The 19,321-nt window shown below is 54.6% G+C and carries 25 protein-coding genes and 1 riboswitch; all 25 genes read left to right on the top strand.

Annotated elements, in window-relative coordinates; translation table 11 throughout:
• Window positions 1-51 precede the first annotated feature (51 nt).
• Window positions 52-615 (top strand): manganese efflux pump MntP, encoded by a 564-nt coding sequence (locus KQX66_RS17835; protein ID WP_216794148.1) that lies wholly within the window; start codon window positions 52-54, stop codon window positions 613-615.
• 100 nt (window positions 616-715) lie between these two features.
• A complete protein-coding gene (locus tag KQX66_RS17840) occupies window positions 716-1,300 on the top strand; it encodes a low molecular weight protein arginine phosphatase (protein WP_216794149.1) in 585 nt (194 codons plus the stop codon).
• 80 nt (window positions 1,301-1,380) lie between these two features.
• Window positions 1,381-1,461: riboswitch (ZMP/ZTP riboswitch) on the top strand.
• A 99-nt stretch (window positions 1,462-1,560) separates the two neighbouring features.
• The gene (rpiB, locus tag KQX66_RS17845) at window positions 1,561-2,019 is read left to right on the top strand and encodes a ribose 5-phosphate isomerase B (protein ID WP_216794150.1); all 459 of its coding nucleotides are present in this window, start codon (window positions 1,561-1,563) and stop codon (window positions 2,017-2,019) included.
• Window positions 2,020-2,053: 34 nt separating this feature from the next.
• Window positions 2,054-2,683 (top strand): TIGR01440 family protein, encoded by a 630-nt coding sequence (locus KQX66_RS17850; RefSeq protein WP_216794151.1) that lies wholly within the window; start codon window positions 2,054-2,056, stop codon window positions 2,681-2,683.
• A gap of 38 nt (window positions 2,684-2,721) precedes the next feature.
• The gene (gene glyA, locus KQX66_RS17855; RefSeq protein ID WP_216794152.1) at window positions 2,722-3,969 is read left to right on the top strand and encodes a serine hydroxymethyltransferase; all 1,248 of its coding nucleotides are present in this window, start codon (window positions 2,722-2,724) and stop codon (window positions 3,967-3,969) included.
• Between the two features lie 199 nt (window positions 3,970-4,168).
• Window positions 4,169-4,798 carry a uracil phosphoribosyltransferase gene (upp, locus tag KQX66_RS17860; protein WP_216794153.1) on the top strand — a complete coding sequence of 210 codons (630 nt, stop codon included), beginning with the start codon at window positions 4,169-4,171 and terminating at the stop codon, window positions 4,796-4,798.
• A gap of 28 nt (window positions 4,799-4,826) precedes the next feature.
• Window positions 4,827-5,969 carry a non-hydrolyzing UDP-N-acetylglucosamine 2-epimerase gene (wecB, locus tag KQX66_RS17865; RefSeq protein WP_216794154.1) on the top strand — a complete coding sequence of 381 codons (1,143 nt, stop codon included), beginning with the start codon at window positions 4,827-4,829 and terminating at the stop codon, window positions 5,967-5,969.
• A gap of 174 nt (window positions 5,970-6,143) precedes the next feature.
• Window positions 6,144-6,380 (top strand): AtpZ/AtpI family protein, encoded by a 237-nt coding sequence (locus KQX66_RS17870; RefSeq protein WP_216794155.1) that lies wholly within the window; start codon window positions 6,144-6,146, stop codon window positions 6,378-6,380.
• Complete coding sequence (locus KQX66_RS17875; protein WP_036682796.1) at window positions 6,381-6,746, top strand: ATP synthase subunit I; 366 nt, start codon at window positions 6,381-6,383, stop codon at window positions 6,744-6,746.
• A gap of 26 nt (window positions 6,747-6,772) precedes the next feature.
• On the top strand, window positions 6,773-7,543 hold the full coding sequence (atpB, locus tag KQX66_RS17880; protein WP_216794156.1) for a F0F1 ATP synthase subunit A: 771 nt from the start codon (window positions 6,773-6,775) through the stop codon (window positions 7,541-7,543).
• Window positions 7,544-7,628: 85 nt separating this feature from the next.
• Window positions 7,629-7,844, top strand: coding sequence for a F0F1 ATP synthase subunit C (atpE, locus tag KQX66_RS17885; RefSeq protein WP_010500439.1), 216 nt, complete (start codon window positions 7,629-7,631; stop codon window positions 7,842-7,844).
• 91 nt (window positions 7,845-7,935) lie between these two features.
• Window positions 7,936-8,421, top strand: a complete 486-nt coding sequence (atpF, locus tag KQX66_RS17890; protein WP_025850352.1) for a F0F1 ATP synthase subunit B — start codon at window positions 7,936-7,938, stop codon at window positions 8,419-8,421.
• Entirely contained in the window at window positions 8,418-8,969 is a 552-nt protein-coding gene (locus KQX66_RS17895) for a F0F1 ATP synthase subunit delta (RefSeq protein WP_216794157.1), read from the top strand. Before atpF ends, KQX66_RS17895 begins: the two co-directional genes overlap by 4 nt.
• 16 nt (window positions 8,970-8,985) lie before the next feature.
• Window positions 8,986-10,500 (top strand): F0F1 ATP synthase subunit alpha, encoded by a 1,515-nt coding sequence (atpA, locus tag KQX66_RS17900; protein WP_010500435.1) that lies wholly within the window; start codon window positions 8,986-8,988, stop codon window positions 10,498-10,500.
• A 153-nt stretch (window positions 10,501-10,653) separates the two neighbouring features.
• Window positions 10,654-11,511: an ATP synthase F1 subunit gamma gene (gene atpG, locus KQX66_RS17905; protein ID WP_216794158.1), complete on the top strand. Its 858-nt coding sequence runs from the start codon at window positions 10,654-10,656 to the stop codon at window positions 11,509-11,511.
• A gap of 140 nt (window positions 11,512-11,651) precedes the next feature.
• A complete protein-coding gene (gene atpD, locus KQX66_RS17910) occupies window positions 11,652-13,058 on the top strand; it encodes a F0F1 ATP synthase subunit beta (RefSeq protein ID WP_010500433.1) in 1,407 nt (468 codons plus the stop codon).
• Between the two features lie 112 nt (window positions 13,059-13,170).
• On the top strand, window positions 13,171-13,578 hold the full coding sequence (locus KQX66_RS17915; RefSeq protein ID WP_216794159.1) for a F0F1 ATP synthase subunit epsilon: 408 nt from the start codon (window positions 13,171-13,173) through the stop codon (window positions 13,576-13,578).
• A 242-nt stretch (window positions 13,579-13,820) separates the two neighbouring features.
• A complete protein-coding gene (locus KQX66_RS17920) occupies window positions 13,821-14,186 on the top strand; it encodes an NADH-quinone oxidoreductase subunit A (RefSeq protein WP_216794160.1) in 366 nt (121 codons plus the stop codon).
• Window positions 14,171-14,689: a NuoB/complex I 20 kDa subunit family protein gene (locus tag KQX66_RS17925; protein ID WP_010500430.1), complete on the top strand. Its 519-nt coding sequence runs from the start codon at window positions 14,171-14,173 to the stop codon at window positions 14,687-14,689. Before KQX66_RS17920 ends, KQX66_RS17925 begins: the two co-directional genes overlap by 16 nt.
• Window positions 14,686-15,810, top strand: a complete 1,125-nt coding sequence (locus KQX66_RS17930) for an NADH-quinone oxidoreductase subunit C (RefSeq protein ID WP_216794161.1) — start codon at window positions 14,686-14,688, stop codon at window positions 15,808-15,810. Before KQX66_RS17925 ends, KQX66_RS17930 begins: the two co-directional genes overlap by 4 nt.
• Window positions 15,811-15,816: 6 nt before the next feature.
• Window positions 15,817-16,920, top strand: a complete 1,104-nt coding sequence (locus KQX66_RS17935; RefSeq protein WP_216794162.1) for an NADH-quinone oxidoreductase subunit D — start codon at window positions 15,817-15,819, stop codon at window positions 16,918-16,920.
• Window positions 16,920-17,927, top strand: a complete 1,008-nt coding sequence (nuoH, locus tag KQX66_RS17940) for an NADH-quinone oxidoreductase subunit NuoH (protein WP_284439823.1) — start codon at window positions 16,920-16,922, stop codon at window positions 17,925-17,927. The genes KQX66_RS17935 and nuoH overlap by 1 nt, the downstream gene beginning before the upstream one ends.
• Before the next feature lie 45 nt (window positions 17,928-17,972).
• Window positions 17,973-18,416, top strand: coding sequence for an NADH-quinone oxidoreductase subunit NuoI (nuoI, locus tag KQX66_RS17945; RefSeq protein ID WP_090672266.1), 444 nt, complete (start codon window positions 17,973-17,975; stop codon window positions 18,414-18,416).
• Entirely contained in the window at window positions 18,416-18,943 is a 528-nt protein-coding gene (locus KQX66_RS17950) for an NADH-quinone oxidoreductase subunit J (protein ID WP_216794163.1), read from the top strand. The genes nuoI and KQX66_RS17950 overlap by 1 nt, the downstream gene beginning before the upstream one ends.
• A gap of 3 nt (window positions 18,944-18,946) precedes the next feature.
• Window positions 18,947-19,264 carry an NADH-quinone oxidoreductase subunit NuoK gene (gene nuoK / locus KQX66_RS17955; protein WP_010499416.1) on the top strand — a complete coding sequence of 106 codons (318 nt, stop codon included), beginning with the start codon at window positions 18,947-18,949 and terminating at the stop codon, window positions 19,262-19,264.
• Window positions 19,265-19,321: the final 57 nt, after the last annotated feature.

Here is a 19,321-nt window from a genome sequence, read left to right on the forward strand (position 1 = left end):
CCCTCTTGTCCGCATATGTTGGTTAAGAAGAGGACAGGGGGTAGGGGAAGCATGGATCTGGCATCGCCGCTGCTGTGGGGACAATTCATTTCCATCGGGCTAATGGCGCTGGCCCTCGGTTTGGATGCGTTATCACTGGGGCTCGGGATCGGCATGCGGGGCATCCGCAAGCTTGATATTGCCAAAATCAGCGTCGTAACCGCCCTGTTCCACATCTTGATGCCGCTCGCGGGAATGTGGATGGGCGGCTATATCAGCGCGCTGATCGGCAAAGTCGCCACGATCTGCGGAGGCGTCCTTCTGCTGCTGCTCGGAGCGCACATGGTTTACAGCTCCTTGCGCGCGGAAGAGTCTCCGACGTACGATCACCGATCTTTTTGGGGGCTCATGCTGTTTTCGCTTAGCGTCAGTATCGATTCGTTTTCGGTCGGCGTTTCGCTTGGGATGTTCGCCGGGGATGTCATCATGACCGTTCTCATGTTCGGCACGGCAGGCGGGCTCATGTCGGTTGTCGGACTGACGCTTGGCCGAAGGGTCGGCGAATGGGTGGGAGAGTATGGCGAAGCGCTGGGCGGCGTCATCCTGCTTGCATTCGGCATCCGATTTTTGTTGTGACCGATCCGCACCGCCCTTGGGCGGTTTTGAGGTAAATCCGATGGTTTTGAGGTAATATATAGGGGAGAACCAATTTAAAGATGAAAGAGGGGAGAATGCGATGAACCGGATCTTGTTCGTTTGTACCGGCAATACGTGCCGCAGTCCGATGGCGGAAGGATTGATGCGAAAAATACTGGCGGACGAGGGGCTGGCGGGGATTGAGGTAAGGTCCGCCGGGGTAGCCGCCCAAGACGGGACTCCGATCTCCGAGCACGCAGCGACGGTGTTGAAATCAAGCGGCGGCACAGGGCCCCAGCGTTCTGCAGCTCTTTCGCAATCGACGGTCGAGTGGGCGGATTTGATCCTGACGATGACTTCCGCGCACAAAAGATATACGATTCAACGGTTTCCGGGCGCCGTGGACAAGATTCATACCTTGAAGGAATACGTGGAAGCCGATTCGGCAGCTGCGGCGAAAATCGCTGAGGTCGAAAGGCTGATGACCGATATCCAGCTGAAACAAGCCTTGGCGAAGCCGGTGACGGACGAAGAGCGGTCCCGTATTGTAACGTTACAGCAGGAACTGCCCACTCCGGACATCGCCGATCCGTTCGGCGGTTCGCTGCAGCAGTATGAGAGCTGTGCAGTCGAAATTCACGCCTGTCTGATCAAGCTCGCAGCCAAGCTGAAAGAAGCCCGTTGAAGCTTTTGTGTTACCGCGCAAGTGGCAAGCTAGGCTTTACACCGGGCGCAGAATCGGATATGATGGACGTATACATGAAGGAATCCCGATGTAACTGGCGACGAGTGGGGGCAACCACAGTGGAGCATCGGGACATACGGCCGGTCGCCTGGGCAAAGAGCATCGCAAGCGGACACGCATGCGTCATGCTCTTTTTTCGTTTTTGTCGCAGTTTTGGGTTATAATGAAATCGACATTAGCGAGGAGGCGAATTCACGAAAATGAAAATTGCAATGGGTGCGGATCATGCGGGGTACCGGCTGAAGGACGAGCTGAAGCCTCTTATCGAATCGTTGGGACACGAGGTTCAGGATTACGGCTGCAGCTGCTCCGATTCCGTCGATTATCCGGATTATGCGCTGGCTGTGTGCGAGAAAGTGGCGGCGGGTGATGCGGACAAAGGCATTCTGATCTGCGGGACGGGCATCGGCATGACCATCGCGGCCAACAAAGTGCCGGGTATCCGCTGCGCGCTCGTGCACGATTTATTTTCCGCCAAAGCGACGCGGGAGCATAACGATTCGAACGTGCTCGCGTTGGGCGAGCGGGTCATCGGCCCGGGGGTTGCGCAGGAAATCGTCAAGATTTGGCTCGAAACCGAGTTTTCGGAAGGCGAACGCCACCGGAATCGGGTGAACAAGGTCAAAGCGCTCGAAGACAAGTTCGCCGTACATCCTTAAATTTGCCGCATGGCAGGAAAAGAGGGTGAGATCGATGACCGAACAGCCTAATGTGGAAAACGAGCGGGCCGCGGGTTCACCTGTGGCAGCCGTCCGTACGCAAGTCGAAACGATCGTCCGGGAGCTGATTCAGGCCGGGAAAATCGAGCCGGGCCAGCTCATCGTGATTGGGACGAGCACGAGCGAAGTGCTCGGCCGCCATATCGGCACCGGGGGCAGCGAAGCGGTCGCCAAGGAGATCTACGAAGCGGTGGAAGCGGTAAGGTCGGAAGCCGGCTTCTTCCCGGTATATCAATGCTGCGAGCATTTGAATCGGGCGCTCGTCATGGAGCGGGAAGCGATGCGGCGGTACGGCTTGGAGCAGGTAAGCGTCATCCCGGTACCGAAAGCTGGCGGCTCTATGGCCTCCTATGCCTACAGGAAGCTGACCGACGCCGTCGTCGTAGAGACCGTGACGGCACATGCCGGCATCGATATCGGGGGCACGTTGATCGGGATGCACTTGAAGCGCGTAGCCGTACCGGTCCGGCCGTCGATCCGGCAGATCGGCGAGGCGCCCGTGCTGATGGCGGTTACCCGTCCGAAGCTAATCGGTGGAGTCCGCGCCGTCTACACGGCAGAGCCGCCTCGCGGAGAAGAAAGCTGCGATGAACAGTCACAATAACCATAAATCATTTTAACTATGAGGAGGACTTATTCATTATGGAACATTTGCGCAAACAAGATCCGAAAATTGTTGAGGCCATGAACCTGGAGCTCGGCCGTCAACGCGACAAAATCGAGCTGATCGCTTCCGAAAACTTTGTCAGCCAAGCCGTGCTTGAAGCGATGGGTACGGTGCTGACCAACAAATACGCCGAAGGCTATCCGCACAAGCGCTACTATGGCGGCTGCGAATACGTCGACATTGTGGAAGATATCGCCCGCGACCGCGCGAAAGAATTGTTCGGCGCCGAGCATGCGAACGTACAGCCGCACTCCGGTGCACAGGCGAACATGGCCGTCTATCTTGCAGCAGTGAAGCCTGGCGATACGATTCTCGGCATGAACTTGTCCCATGGCGGTCACTTGACGCACGGCAGCCCGGTGAACGCATCCGGCATTCTGTACAATTTCGTCGAGTACGGCGTTTCCGAGAAGGATGCCCGCATCGATTACGACGACGTCCGCAAAGCGGCGTTCAAGCATAGACCTCGCCTGATCGTAGCCGGCGCAAGCGCGTACTCGCGTACGATCGACTTTGAAGCGCTCGGCAAAATCGCCGAAGACGTCGGCGCGCTCTTTATGGTGGACATGGCGCATATCGCGGGTCTTGTTGCAGCCGGTCTGCATCCGAACCCGGTGCCGCATGCGCACTTCGTCACGACGACGACGCACAAAACGCTTCGCGGTCCGCGCGGCGGCTTGATTTTGTGCCGCAAGCCTTGGGCGGCGGCAATCGATAAAGCGGTCTTCCCGGGCACGCAAGGCGGTCCGCTGATGCACATCATCGCAGCGAAAGCCGTAGCGTTCGGCGAAGCGCTCCAGCCGGAGTTCAAGACGTACGCGCAAAACGTCATCAACAATGCCAAAGCGTTGGCCGAAGCTTTGTCGGCCGAAGGCATCAACATCGTGTCCGGCGGTACGGACAACCACTTGATGCTCATCGACCTGCGCAGCTTGAACATTACGGGGAAAGAAGCCGAGCATCTGCTTGATGAAGTCGGCGTTACCGTAAACAAAAACGCGATCCCGTACGATCCGACCAGCCCGTTCGTGACGAGCGGCATCCGTCTGGGCACACCGGCGGCAACGTCCCGCGGTATGAACGAAGAAGCGATGAAAACGATCGCGAAGATCATCTCTCTTACCCTGAAAAATCCGTCCGACGCGGCGGTTCATGACAAGGTGCGCGGGATGGTTAAAGACTTGACGGCACAGTTCCCGCTTTATTCGGGACTTCAATACTAATTCGCTTTTTGCAAAAGAATCGGGCCTTTCCTCGCGAAGGGACCGGTTCTTTTGTGTTGTGATCGTGCCGATTTTATTTGTTCCACGTGGATCATTTTTGTCGATGCTGCATATTTTTCACGCGATTTGGGATTACTTCTTGTAGTTGTGGTATAATAGACAAGGTTTGGCTTCATAGCGTTAGTAGGGGGAGCAAGGCATGGGAAAAGTATTTGTTTGCGATCATCCGCTGATCCAACATAAGTTAACGTACATACGGGACGAAAATACGACAACGAAAGATTTTCGCGAGCTTGTCGATGAAGTGGCTACGCTGATGGCCTACGAAATCACAAGAGACATTCCGCTGGAGAAGGTGGAGGTTCGCACTCCCGTCACCACGGCGGAAGGCCGGGTTATTTCCGGGCGGATGCTCGGACTTATTCCGATTCTGAGAGCGGGGCTCGGCATGGTGGACGGGGTCCTGAAGCTCGTCCCGGCGGCTAAAGTGGGCCACATCGGATTGTACCGAGACCCGGAAACGCTGGAGCCGGTCGAATACTACGCCAAGCTGCCGACGGACGTCACGGAGCGCGAGCTGATCGTGATCGATCCGATGCTGGCCACGGGAGGCTCGGCGAATGCGGCGATCGAAGCGCTCAAGAAGCGCAGCTGCACCCAGATCAAGCTGATGTGTCTGATCGCCGCTCCCGAAGGTGTACAAGCCGTACAGCAGGAGCATCCGGACGTCGATATTTACGTAGCGGCCATCGACGATTACTTGGACGACCACGGCTATATCGTGCCGGGGCTCGGAGATGCGGGCGACCGGTTGTTCGGAACGAAATAAAGTCTTCGGGAAGGGGAAACCGCAAAGCATGAAAAAAACAAAAGTCATTACGATCTTCGGGACAAGGCCGGAAGCCATCAAGATGGCTCCGCTGGTGAAAGAGCTGGAGAAGCATCCGGAGCAGATCGAGTCGCTCGTATGCGTTACGGCGCAGCACCGCCAGATGCTCGATCAAGTGCTCGATATTTTCAAAATCAAGCCTGATTACGATCTTGATGTGATGAAGGATCGCCAGACGCTGAACGAAATCACCATTCGCGTGCTGCAGGGACTCGATCCCGTGTTCAAGGAAGAGAAGCCGGACATCATTCTCGTTCACGGCGATACGTTGACGACGTTCCTCGCCAGCTATGCGGCTTTCCTGCAGCAGATTCAAGTGGGGCACGTGGAAGCCGGACTGCGCACATGGAACAAGCTTTCGCCGTATCCGGAAGAGATGAACCGCCAGCTTACGGGTGTATTGGCCGATATGCATTTTGCGCCGACGAATTGGTCGGCCGGCAACTTGCGCAAAGAAAATAAGCCCGAGAACGCGATCTATGTCACTGGCAACAGCGTGACGGATGTGTTTCAATATACGGTACAGGAGCAGTTCACCCATCCGGTGCTGGATTGGGCGAAGGGCAAGCGCCTCGTGCTGATGACCGCTCACCGCCGGGAGTCGCAGGGCGAGCCGCATCGGCAAATTTTCCGCGCTGTGCGCAGGCTGGTTGACGAGTTTGAAGATATTGTCATCGTGTATCCGGTGCATCCGAGTCCGGCCGTTAAGGAACCGGCTCACGAGATGCTCGGCGGGCATGACCGGATCAAGCTGGTCGAGCCGTTCGACGTGCTGGAATTCCACAACTTTTACCGGCATGCGCACCTGATCTTGACCGATTCGGGCGGGATGCAGGAGGAAGCTCCTTCGTTTGGCGTACCGGTGCTCGTGCTGCGCGAAACGACCGAGCGTCCGGAAGGCATCGACGCCGGAACGCTGGAGCTGGTGGGGACGGACGAACAGCATGTCTACGAACGGGCGAAGGCGCTGCTCAGCAATGAGACGCTGTATGAGAAAATGAGCCGCTCGGCCAATCCATACGGTGACGGAAAAGCGTCCGAACGGATCGTTCAGGCCATCCTTTACCATTTTGGACATACGGCGGACAGGCCGGAACCGTTCCAACCGTGACAATATATTGACAAACGCTACAGCGTACAGTTGCACTGTTTGGTTTGAGGGCCAAAAAAACCTTGATATATCAACGTTTTTGTGAGTTTTGTCATAGAAATCTTGCCAAGTTGCACAATTGACAAAGTTGACTTTGCTTCGATAAAATATACTAGGATTGTAGGGTGGCATTCCATGAATGAAAAGGATCCGTACAATCAGCCTTGGCGCGCGGCCGCACTGGTCAGCGCTTTGGGTATCGACATTGTCGTATGCACAACGGTTGGGTATTTCATAGGGAGCTTGGCCGACAAACATTGGGGTAGCGGTACAAAGACTTGGTTGATCGTCGGGGTATTGATTGGTTTTGCAATCGGTATCTTTACGGTCATACTGGTACTAAAACGGTTTCTGGAGGACAAACGGGAATAAATGAAGAACCAGTTAAAGTCTGTTGTTCGTGTTACGCTGTATTTTTTGTCTGCTCTGCTGCTGGTATGGGCCTTCTTGCCGGCTTACCGGACATATGTGTGCGGATTGATGCTCGGCCTGACGGTCAGCCTGATCAACGCCTGGCTTTTGGCCATGAAAATTGAATCGGTTTCCCGGAACGCAAACGAATACATGGGCAAGCGAGTCAATTTGGGAACGGTCTCCAGGATGTGCATGGCGCTAATCGCGGTGATGATCGCCGTGAAGCTGCCGCAATTCAACCTTGTTTTTACCATTATTGGATTATTTTTTGTCCAATTGGTAACACTCCTGATGGGTATATTTTTTAGAAGCAATCAATCATAGTGCATGGAAAGGAGGGAAATGTTAAAATGCATAAATTTCCGGTATGGCAGCTCGGTGGATTGAACATCGATATCTCCACGTTTTTGGCGATTATCATCACTTGCATCATCGTGTTCACTCTGGCCAGGGTGTCCGTAAGAAACCTGTCCGTCACGAATCCTTCCAAAATGCAAAATTTTTTGGAATGGGTTGTCGAGTTCGTACATGGCATCGTTGCCAGCACCATGCCTTTAAACAGAGTGAAGCCTTATGTTTCGCTCGGTATGACCTTGATTATGTTTATTTTCGTAGCCAACCTGTTGGGTCTTCCCTTCGGTATCGTGACAACGCATGAGCAACCGCTATCGCTGTTCGGCTATACGATCGTTTCCGAAGAAATGATCAAAACCGCCCACGGCGGTCACGGAGTCGAGGTTGCTTGGTGGAAATCGCCGACGGCCGACGTTTCCGTAACCTTCGGTTTGGCTGTCATCGTATTCGTACTGACGCATTATTTGGGACTTAAGCAGAATACGAAGCATTATTTGAAGCATTATTTCGAACCGTTTTGGTTCTTCTTCCCTCTGAACGTGATGAAGGAGCTTTCCAAGCCTCTAACGCTCGGTCTGCGTTTGTACGCGAATATTTTTGCGGGTGAGGTGCTGATCGCCACAATTCTGATGGCGGGTATTTTTGGAACTCCGCTGCTTGCAGCATGGCAAGGCTTCAGTCTTTTCGTCGGCGGCATTCAGGCGTTCTTGTTCACCATTCTTACCATGGTTTATATCTCGCAAGCTACTGTGCATGAGGAGCATTAATTTAGACACTCGCCTTCGTGTCGGTCTGCGAATTTAAGGAAATCAAACAAAAAAAATTAGTTATCAGTTGAGGAGGATTTTAACAATGGGATTTTTGGCAGCAGCTTTGGCAATCGGTTTGGGCGCACTTGGCGCAGGTATCGGTAACGGTTTGATCGTCAGTAAAACAGTCGAAGGTATCGCTCGTCAGCCTGAGCTCCGCGGTACGCTGCAAACGACTATGTTTATCGGTGTTGGTATCGTCGAGGTTGTTCCGATCATCGGTGTCGTACTCGGATTCCTGATCTTCTTCGGTGCTTAATTGAATGAAATCGGTTTGGCGCGGAAGGCAAGAGCCATCCACGCCTTCGTTTTGCCTGAAATGACTGAAAGGAGTGGCATAGATGGGTGGTATGGGTTGGCACTGGGAATCCTTTGTATTCGCAATAGTAGCCTTTCTGATCCTGTATTGGCTCTTAAATAAATACGCTTTCGGACCTTTGATGGGAATCATGGAAGCGCGCAAGCGTATGCTTGCTGAGCAAATCGAATCTACTGACAAAAATCGCCGTGAAGCGGAGCAGCTCCTGGCCGAACAAAAGCAAGCGATGCAGGATGTTCGCAAGGAAGCTCACGAGATCATCGAGCAAGCACGCAAAGTAAGCGCCAAGCAAGGCGAAGAAATTGTGGAGCAAGCGAAATCGGAGGCAGCTCGTTTGAAGAACGAAGCGCTTCAGGATATCGAGAGCGAGAAAAACAAAGCGATTGCAGCCGTTCGCGGTCAAGTCAGCGCTTTGTCCGTCATGATCGCTTCCAAAATTATCGAGAAGCAAGTTGACGAAAAATCCCAGGAAGAGTTGGTTGAACACTACTTGAAAGAAGTAGGGGGCAACCGATGAGCCAGGATCTGATCGCAGCCAAAAGGTACGCCAAGGCATTATTCGATGTTGCTAGGGAGTCCGACCGGGTTGCTCAAGTCGAGCAAGAGCTCGAAAAGGTCATTGCGGTCTTAAACGAGAATCCGGACCTGTTCAAGCTCATCAAGCATCCGGGCATCGAGGCTGATGTAAAGATCGGGTTGATCAAGCAAATCTTCGATGCGGACGTATCCGAAGTCGTTATTAACACGCTGAAGCTGCTCATCCAGCGCCGCCGGGAAGAGTCTCTGGAAGCTTTCGCGAAAGCTTACAGCAAAATCGCCAGCGATGCGCTCGGTCAAGCAAGCGCCACCGTATACACGCCGGTGGAACTCAGCGAAGCGGAGCTCGGCACCATTGCCGCAACCTTCGGCAAATTAACCGGCAAACAAATCCGTGTGGAATCGGTTCTCGATAAAGGATTGCTCGGCGGCATTCAAGTCCGCATCGGCGACCGTCTGTATGACGGAAGCTTGGCGGGCAAGCTCGAGCGTCTGCACAAAACGTTGAATCAATCTCAAGCACTGTAGATAGGGGTGAGGGAATTTGAGTATCAGACCGGAAGAAATCAGCACGCTGATTAAGCAGCAGATTGAACAATATAAATCCGAGATTCAAGTGGTTGACGTAGGTACGGTTATTCAGGTCGGTGACGGTATCGCCCGTGCGCACGGCTTGGAGAACGTCATGGCAGGCGAACTGCTCGAGTTTCCCAACGGCGTGTTGGGATATGCGTTTAACCTTGAAGAAAGCAACGTAGGTATCGTTATTCTGGGGCCTTACACCGACATCCGCGAAGGCGACCAAGTGAAGCGTACCGGCCGCATCATGGAAGTTCCCGTAGGCGAGGAAATGCTGGGCCGCGTCGTGAATCCGCTCGGTCAACCTGTTGACGGCAAAGGTCCGATCAACACAACGAATTTCCGTGCGATCGAATCTCCGGCTCCGGGCGTTATGGCCCGTAAATCGGTTCATGAACCGATGCAAACCGGGATTAAAGCGATCGACGCGATGATTCCTGTCGGCCGCGGTCAGCGCGAGCTTATCATCGGCGACCGTCAAACGGGTAAAACCGCAATCGCGATCGATACGATCATCAACCAAAAAGGCAACGGCGTAAAATGTATTTACGTTGCGATCGGACAAAAGCAATCCACCGTTGTCGGCGTCGTAGAGCAGCTGCGTAAAGCAGGCGCGCTCGAATATACGATCGTGGTTACCGCTTCGGCTTCCGAGCCGTCCCCGATGCTGTGGCTTGCTCCTTATGCAGGCTGCGCGATGGGCGAGTACTTCATGTACAAAGGCGAGCACGTCCTGATCGTTTACGACGACTTGTCCAAACAAGCGGCCGCATACCGCGAGCTGTCCTTGCTGCTTCGCCGTCCTCCGGGTCGGGAAGCTTATCCGGGCGACGTCTTCTATCTGCACTCCCGTTTGCTGGAGCGCGCTGCAAAATTGAACGACGAGCTGGGCGGAGGTTCGATCACCGCGCTGCCGTTTATCGAAACGCAAGCAGGCGACGTATCCGCATATATTCCGACCAACGTAATCTCGATTACGGACGGACAGATCTTCCTGGAGTCCGACCTGTTCTACTCCGGCCAACGTCCGGCGGTTAACGTCGGTATCTCGGTATCCCGGGTAGGCGGCTCCGCACAAACGAAAGCGATGAAAAAAGTTGCCGGTACGCTCCGCGTCGACTTGGCTCAATACCGCGAGCTGGCCGCATTCGCACAGTTCGGTTCCGACTTGGATAAAGCGACGCAAAGCCGTTTGAACCGCGGTGAGCGCACGCTTGAAATCTTGAAGCAAGGCGTTAACCAGCCGATGGGTCTTGACCGTCAAGTGGCTTCCCTCTTTACGGTTGTCAGAGGCCACCTGGACGATATCCCGGTGAAAGACGTGCTTCGTTTCGAGTCCGAATTCTTGACTTATTTGGACACCAGCCGTCCGGAAATTCTCCAAAGCATCCGCGACACGAAAGACTTGACTGCGGATAACGAGAAAGCATTGACGGATGCGATCGCACAGTTCAAAAGAAGTTTCTCGGTTTCCGAGTAATATATAATTAACCCGGGAATCTGCTGAAGAAACCCGGTGCTCTACGATAAGCCTGAAACAAGCGTTTCGATGAAGGTTCTCCCTTGCGGAAGCATTGGCCGTTCAGGGCCTGCGGAAGCAAGCGGAGAAGCCTCGAAAGAGAGGTGAGCAGGTATGGCAAAAGGGATGCGCGAGATTAAGCGCGCGATCAGATCCAAGCAAAACATGAAACAAATAACCAAGGCCATGGAAATGGTTGCGGCTTCCAAGCTTAGAAGAGCCCAAATGGCGGCGGAATCCGCCCGTCCTTACGCAGATAAGCTGAAGGAAGTGGTCGGCAGCATCGCTGCGGGAACGAAGGGTGTGAAGCACCCGATGCTCGAAACCCGCGAGGTGAAGAAGACCGGTTATTTGGTCATCACGTCCGACCGCGGTCTGGCCGGCGGTTACAACGCCAACGTGTTGCGGAAGGTGCTGGCGGAAATTCGGGAAAAGCACAGCTCTCCTGCCGAATATTCGATCTTCGTGATCGGACGCAAAGGCAGAGACTTTTTCAAGAAGCGGAACATTCCGATTTTGGAGGAAGTAACCGGGCTTCCCGATTCGCCGACGTTCTCGGATATTAAGTCGGTTGCGGCTGCAGCGGTAGCTAATTTCGAAAACGGGTCGTATGACCAATTGTTCCTGGTCTACAACCAGTTTAAAAATGCGATGACTCAAATCCCGACCGTCAAACGCCTTCTCCCGATGGAAGACGTATCCGTCGAAACAACAGCAGCCTACGAGTACGAGCCGTCTGCCGAAGGCGTATTGGAAGTGCTCCTTCCCAAGTATGCCGAGACGCTCATATACAGTGCGGTACTGGACGGAAAGGCCAGCGAGTTCGGCGCCAGAATGACGGCGATGAGCAGCGCGACGAAGAACGCGACGAAGATGATCAACGAACTGACGTTGTCGTACAACCGTGCGCGTCAGGCTTCGATTACCCAGGAAATTTCCGAGATCGTCGCCGGTGCGAACGCTAACGCCTAGATCGAATCACGGTACGTTAATGGCCTTGCCTCCGGCAAGGCTCGGATATATGCTTACGATGCAGTTTTGCCTACGGCAAAACTTAAGCGAATGCTTACGAAGACAGTTTTGCCATAGGCAAAACTTTGAGGAGGGAAAACATGAGCAAAGGGCGCGTTGTGAATATCACAGGGCCGGTCGTTGACATTGAGTTTGAACGTGGACACCTCCCTGAGATTTTGAATGCCATTAAGATTGAAAAGAAAGCCGAAAAACAAGGCGAGCACGACATCAGCCTGACGGTTGAAGCTGCGGTACATCTCGGCGACAACCTGGTTCGTTGTGTCGCGATGTCTTCCACGGACGGTTTGGTACGCGGTATTGAAGCCGTCGATACTGGAGCTCCGATTTCCGTACCGGTAGGACCGGCTACGCTGGGCCGCGTATTTAACGTGCTTGGCGATCCGATCGACGGAACGACAGAAGTCGACCGTACCAACGTCAGCCCGATTCATAAAGCCGCTCCTGCGTTCGACAACCTGTCGACGAAGGCGGAAATCCTTGAAACGGGAATTAAAGTTATCGACTTGATGGCTCCTTATGCGAAGGGCGGTAAGATCGGTCTCTTCGGCGGTGCGGGCGTAGGTAAAACCGTTACGATGCAGGAGCTTATCCACAACATCGCTCAAGAGCACGGCGGTATCTCCGTATTCGCGGGCGTAGGCGAAAGAACGCGTGAAGGGAACGACCTTTACCACGAGATGAAAGACTCCGGCGTTATCTCGAAAACCGCGATGGTTTTCGGACAGATGAACGAACCGCCGGGTGCGCGTCTTCGCGTGGCATTGTCCGGTTTGACGATGGCGGAATATTTCCGTGACGAAGAAGGCCGCGACGTGCTTCTGTTTATCGACAACATCTTCCGCTTTACCCAAGCGGGTTCCGAGGTTTCCGCATTGCTCGGCCGTATGCCTTCCGCGGTAGGTTACCAGCCGACGCTGGCTACCGAGATGGGTCAGCTGCAAGAGCGGATCACTTCGACGAAAAAAGGTTCCGTTACTTCCATCCAAGCGATCTACGTTCCGGCGGACGACTACACCGACCCGGCTCCGGCAACGGCATTTGCTCACTTGGACGCAACGACGAACCTCGAGCGCAGCATCGCTGCCGCCGGTATTTTCCCTGCGGTAGACCCGCTCGCCTCGTCCTCCCGGATTTTGACGCCGGAAATTCTCGGCGAAGAGCATTACAATGTCGCTCAAGGCGTGAAGCGGATTCTTCAGCGCTATAAAGAGCTGCTCGATATTATCGCGATCTTGGGTATGGACGAGTTGTCCGACGAGGACAAATTGGTCGTACACCGCGCTCGCCGTCTCCGTTTGTTCCTGTCTCAGCCGCTTCACGTGGCCGAGGCGTTCAACGGGATCCCTGGCTTGTACGTGCCGGTTAAAGAAACCGTCCGCAGCTTCAAAGAAATCCTCGAAGGCAAGCACGACAACCTTCCGGAGCCTGCGTTCCACAACGTGGGTACGATTGAAGACGCGATCGAAAAGGCAAAAACGCTGTAATGAAATAGAACGCGGCTGAAGCGCCGATTCCGCAAAAGAATCGGGCTTCGGCGGCAAGACTATGCTTACGAAGTAGTTTGCCTTCAGGCAAACTCTTAGGAGGGGAATCCAAGTGAGCACATTCCTGTTGGAAATCGTCACCCCCGAGCGTAAAGTGTACGCCGAGCAGGCGAACATGATTGTCGTAAAGGGCGTTGAAGGGGAGCTTGGAATTCTGCCGAATCACATTCCGCTGGTCACTCCATTACGGATCGCTCCGATTACTGTGAAACTGAAAGGGTCGAAAGACACGGTTATCGCAGTAAACGGCGGTTTTATGGAAGTGCGCAAGGATAAGGTGGTTATACTGGCGGAAAGCGCCGAGCTGCCGGAACAGATCGATGTCGAGCGTGCACAGAAAGCGAAAGAACGGGCGCAAGGTCGGTTGTCTCAAGCCAAACAAGACCATGTCGACTTCAAGCGGGCGGAACTCGCTTTGCAGCGTGCATTGAATCGAATTGACGTCTCTGGGAAAAAATAAGAAATGAACTGAAAAGACGGGGGAACACGGTTCCTCCGTCTTTTTTCTAGTTCTTCCGGTATATTGAATGAATCGGATGGGATTAGGCTTCTCGACTTATGAAGGCATTGTGAAAGTGGATGAAAATGTTAGACACCCCAAAAGGCATTTGTTATAATTGGGAAGGCATAACATTAACAACAGTCCTGCAAAAGCAAGACGCAGGCGGGACCCAATATAATAAGGGAGGCGGTTCGTTCGCGATGTACATGAACAATTACGTGGTCGTAACGATTTTTCTCTTCTTAGCGGTATTGCTTCCAATTGCAGCGCTTACAATCGGTCGCTGGCTCCGTCCCTACAGACCGGTGGAGGAAAAGTATACGACTTATGAAAGCGGTAACGAGCCGGTAGGTACGGGTCATGTCCGTTTCAACATCCGGTATTACCTCTTTGCGCTGATGTTTGTCATCTTCGATGTGGAAACTGTATTTTTGTACCCGTGGGCCGTTGCTTATAAGCAATTAGGCTTGTTTGCGCTTGTAGAGATGTGCATATTTGTGGGCTTGCTGGTCATAGGCTTACTCTACGCTTGGAAGAAGAAGGTGCTGCAATGGACTTCAATTTAGAGAGCATTACGCCGGAGGAACGGCAGGAGCTGGAGCGCAACGTATTCATGACGACGCTGGAGCAGGTGAAGGCATGGGCCCGCAGCAACTCGCTGTGGCCGTTGACGTTCGGACTTGCTTGCTGTGCCATCGAAATGATGGGTACGGGCGCGTCCCATTACGATTTGGACCGTTTCGGTGTTATTTTCCGGACGTCCCCGCGCCAGTCGGATGTGATGATCGTCGCCGGTACGGTGACGAAGAAGATGGCCCCTCTTTTGAGGCGCTTGTACGAGCAGATGCCGGAGCCGAAGTGGGTCATTGCGATGGGTTCCTGTGCCACGGCAGGCGGCCCGTATGTGAAGTCGTACGCGGTAGTGAAGGGCGTTGACCAAGTCGTTCCGGTCGATGTGTATATTCCCGGCTGTCCGCCGAATCCGGCCGCCCTGATCTACGGCATCAACAAGCTGCAGGAAAAAATCCGCTATGAAGCGAAAACCGGTAAGCAGGTGACCAATCGATGAGCGAGGAGCAAAAGCGAGAAAAAGCTGATGCGGCCGCTGCCGAAGAGCAGAAGCAAGCGAAAGCGGACGCCAACGCAAAGCCGTCGGGCGATCAAGCGGAAGCCATTTCAGACGAGCAGCCGACGGCGGGCGAAAATACGAAAGCGAACGCAGGCGAGCCGTCTGCGAGCGATAGAGTGAAAGCGGGTGCAGCCGGCGAGCAGGCGAGCGATACGGCGAAAGCTAGCGTAAGCCAAGCGTCCGCCGGGGAAGCGGTCGCAAGCGAAGAGGCTCCGGCGAAGAGCGGCGCAGAGGCACGCAGCGACGCAGCAAAAGCCGCTGACGGTGAAGCGCCCGAAGCGAAGCCTGCCCCCGCGGCGGCGCCGATGAGCGGCGAGCCGACGGCAGCGCCGGGCGCCGACGTCGCCAAGGCGGGCGGCGCAGGCGAGCCGCCGGGCGGGTACGCCGCGGCGAAGCCTGCAGCGCCGCAGGCCGCGAAGGCCGCCGCAGGCGAGCCCGGCGACGCGCCGGAGGCGGAGCGCGCAGCGCCGAGCGACGCCGAGAAGGAGGCGAAGGCGAAAGCCGCCGCCGAGGCGAGAGCCGCGCGAGCGAACGCGCGCGCCGCGAAAGCGGAAGGGGCGGAGCCCGAGGCGCCGAAGGAGCCGTCGCCGAATCAGCCGCTGGTGGATCGGCTCGTGGCGATATTGAAAGATTTTCGCGCGGATGCGGTCGAAGAAGCTTTTATTAATGAAAAAGACGGGCATATTCCTTATGTTATTGTTAAAGCCGAGGCTTGGCCGGATGTGGCGGAGCTGTTGCGGACGCATGAGGAGCTGAAGCTGAACTACTTGCGCAATTTGTCCGGGGTCGATATGGAGACACATATGGAAGTGGCCTACCATATCATTTCGCTGGAAACCAAGCGCAATTATTGCGTGAAAGTGAAGACAGACCGGGAATCGCCGTCCATTCCTTCCGTGACGCCGATTTGGCCAACGGCCAATTGGAACGAACGGGAAGTCTACGATTTGTTCGGAATCGATTTTCCGGGACATCCCGACCTGCGCCGGATTATGATGTCTGACGATTGGATCGGTCACCCGCTGCGCAAAGATTATGAGCCGCTCGACCCGGAGGTGTGATGAAGTTTGGCCATTAGAACGGAAGAACTACTGCTGAACGTAGGCCCGCAGCATCCGAGTACGCATGGAGTGTTTCGGATCGTCGTCAAGCTCGACGGCGAAATCATCACGGAAGCGATCCCGGTCATGGGATACCTGCACCGGGGAACGGAGAAGCTGGCCGAAAATTTAACCTACACCCAAATCATACCTTATACCGACCGACTGGACTACGTATCGGCGATGACGAACAATTACGTGCTTGTCAATGCCGTGGAGAAGCTCATGCAGTTGGAGATCCCGGAGCGCGCAGAGTTTTTGCGGCTGATCGTGATGGAGCTCCAGCGTGTTGCCAGCCACATGGTTTGGTGGGGCACATACCTGCTCGATATCGGGGCCATGAGCCCGTTCTTGTACGCATTCCGCGACCGGGAGATTATTATCGACTTATTTAACGAACTGTGCGGCGCCCGGCTGACGTACAACTATATGCGGGTCGGCGGAGTGAAGTGGGATGCGCCGGAAGGCTGGATTCAGAAGGTGCGCGAGTTTGTTCCATACATGCGGGGCAAGCTGGAACAATATAACGAGCTAGTGAGCGGAAACGAAATTTTTCTGGCCCGGATCAAGGGCGTCGGCAAATACGACGCGGAGACGGCTATCGCCTACGGGCTGAGCGGCGCGAATCTGCGCTGTACGGGGGTAAACTGGGACCTGCGTAAGGACCAGCCTTACAGCATTTACAATCGCTTCGATTTCGATGTCCCGGTAAGCACAGGCGGCGATTGCTACGCCAGATATTTGCTGCGGCTGGAGGAAATCCGCCAATCGCTGCGCATTCTGGAGCAAGCGGTCGAGCAGTTCCCGGCGGAAGGCGAGATCATGGGCAAGGTGCCTCGTGTGCTGCGTCCCGCCGAAGGGGAAGTGTACGCCGGTATCGAATCCCCGCGCGGCGAAATCGGCTGCCATATTATTTCCAAAGGAAAAGATAAGCCGTACCGCCTGAAATTCCGCAGACCGTCATTCGTCAATCTGCAGATCCTGCCGAAGCTCCTGGTCGGCGAAACGATGACGAACCTGATCACCATTCTCGGAGGCATCGATATCGTTGTCGGGGAGGTGGATAGCTGATGCCGGATTTATTGCAAGAACCGTTAACATGGACGAATGCGGCCATTTTCTTCGCATGGGGCGTCGTGCTGCTTTTGGTCGTGCTCGGCTTTGTGACGTACGCGATCTACTTCGAGCGCAAGGTCATCGGCTGGATGCAGATGAGGATCGGCCCGAACCGTGTTGGCCCCCTCGGACTGCTGCAAACGGTCGCGGACGTATTCAAGCTCTTGATTAAAGAAGACACGATTCCGAGAAAAGCCGAGCGCGAGCTCTTCATCCTCGCTCCGGTGATTACGTTTATTCCTGCGTTTACGGTCATTGCGGCCATTCCGTTCACGGACCGGCTGATCAGCAGCGACCTGAATGTCGGAGTGCTGTACTATGTCGCGCTTTCCGGAATCTCCACCATCGGCATCGTGCTCGGCGGCTGGGCTTCCAATAACAAATATGCCCTGCTCGGCGGAATGCGGTCCGCTGCCCAGATGATCAGCTATGAAATTCCGCTGGTTATCTCCATCGTAGGCGTCGTGATGATGTCCGGCAGCATGAACCTTCGTACGATCGTGGAAGGACAGGCGGGCGGGTTCTGGCACTGGAACTTTTTGCCGCAAATTATCGGCTTTGCCGTCTTTATCGTGGCTGCCGTTTCGGAGCTAAACCGGACGCCTTTCGACTTGCCTGAGGCCGAGTCGGAGCTGGTTGCAGGCTACCACGTCGAGTACAGCGGCTTCCGCTTTGCCTTCTTCATGCTTGCTGAATATGTCTACGTGTTCGCCATCGCCGGCTTGACGACGACCGTGTTTTTAGGAGGTTGGCAGGCGCCGCTTCCGTTCCTCGATTTTATCCCGGGGATCATCTGGTTTTTGCTGAAGTTTGCGTTCATCGTATTTTTCCTGTTCTGGCTGCGCGCAACGATGCCCCGGATTCGGGTGGACCAGCTGATGGGACTCGGCTGGAAAATACTGCTGCCGCTGGCGCTGGTTAATATTTTTGTAACGGCCATTTATATGGCGATTGCGATGTAACAAGGACCCGGCAGCCGGATGCCGAGGATGAAAGGGTGATTGACTATGAAGGGCATCATGAAGGGACTGGGCGTGACTTTTAAATCCATGACCCAGAAAAAAGTGACCTACGCTTATCCCGACGTTCCGCTTCAAATGCCGGACCGGTTCCGGGGCATCCAGCATTTTGACCCCGAGAAGTGCATCGTCTGCAACCAATGCGCGCGCATTTGCCCGACGGAGTGCATTAATCTGGTCGGCAAGCCGAACCCGGACCCCGAGAAAAAGGGAAAAGTGATCGATACGTACGATATTAACTTTGAAATATGCATTTTGTGCGACTTGTGTACGGAAGTATGTCCGACCGAAGCGATCGTGATGACCAACAACTTCGAGCTGAGCACGTACAGCCGCGACGATTTGTTCAAAAACCTGCAATGGCTGAACGAGAACAATCACAACGTGCGCAAGGAGAACAACTCCGCGCTTCCGAAAGGCGGGGCGAAATAATGTTCGGAAATATCGTCGACTTTTTGTCCCGCGGCGAAAATATCGCATTTTTTATCTGTGCGCTGCTTGCCATCGGCGGGGCGATTTTCATGCTCAGCTTCACCAAAGTGGTCCACATGGTCGTGGCCGTGGCGCTGACGTTCATCAGCCTGGCCGGGCTGTATGTCGTCCTCGAAGCCGAATTTGTGGCCGTCGTTCAGATCTTGATCTATGCGGGTGCCATCTCCATTCTGATGATTTTCGGGATTATGATGACCAAGCATACGAAGGAAGAGGAAGAGGAGCCGAAGCGGCCGTGGCATAACGGACTGTTGTTCATCGGGGCGGCTGGACTGTTCGGCATCATCTTCTACGCGATCCAGAAATCGCAGCTTCCTTCCGGCGAGTACCCGTCGATGCAGGACAATACGATGGAGATCGGGAAGCTGCTGTTTTCCAACCATGTGATCCCGTTCGAGTTGATGTCCGTGCTGCTGACGGTCGCTTTCATCGGTGCGATCATCGTGGCGAAGAGAGAGGAGGACTGAGGGATGGGAGCTACCGGACTGGCTACGCCTTACTTGACGCTGGCAGCGATTCTATTCTGCATCGGATTGTACGGAGCGCTCTCGAAAAAGCACGCCGTTATCGTCTTGCTGTCTGTCGAGCTGATGCTCAACAGCGTCAACCTGAACCTCGTCGCTTTTTCCAAGCTGGGCGTCAACCCCGGATTAACCGGGCAAATTTTCTCGCTGTTCAACATTACGGTGGCCGCGGCGGAAGTGGCTGTCGGCATTGCGATACTGATTGCGCTGTACCGCAACAAAGGAACAACGGATGTCAACGAGATGGACTCGATGAAGCGATAGCGCAGCTTCCGCAAGCGCCTGTCCGGATTCTTGGAAGGATTATCCGGACAGGAAATC

The sequence above is a fragment of the Paenibacillus oleatilyticus genome, from assembly GCF_018998565.1.
Lineage (GTDB): Bacteria > Bacillota > Bacilli > Paenibacillales > NBRC-103111 > Paenibacillus_G > Paenibacillus_G oleatilyticus.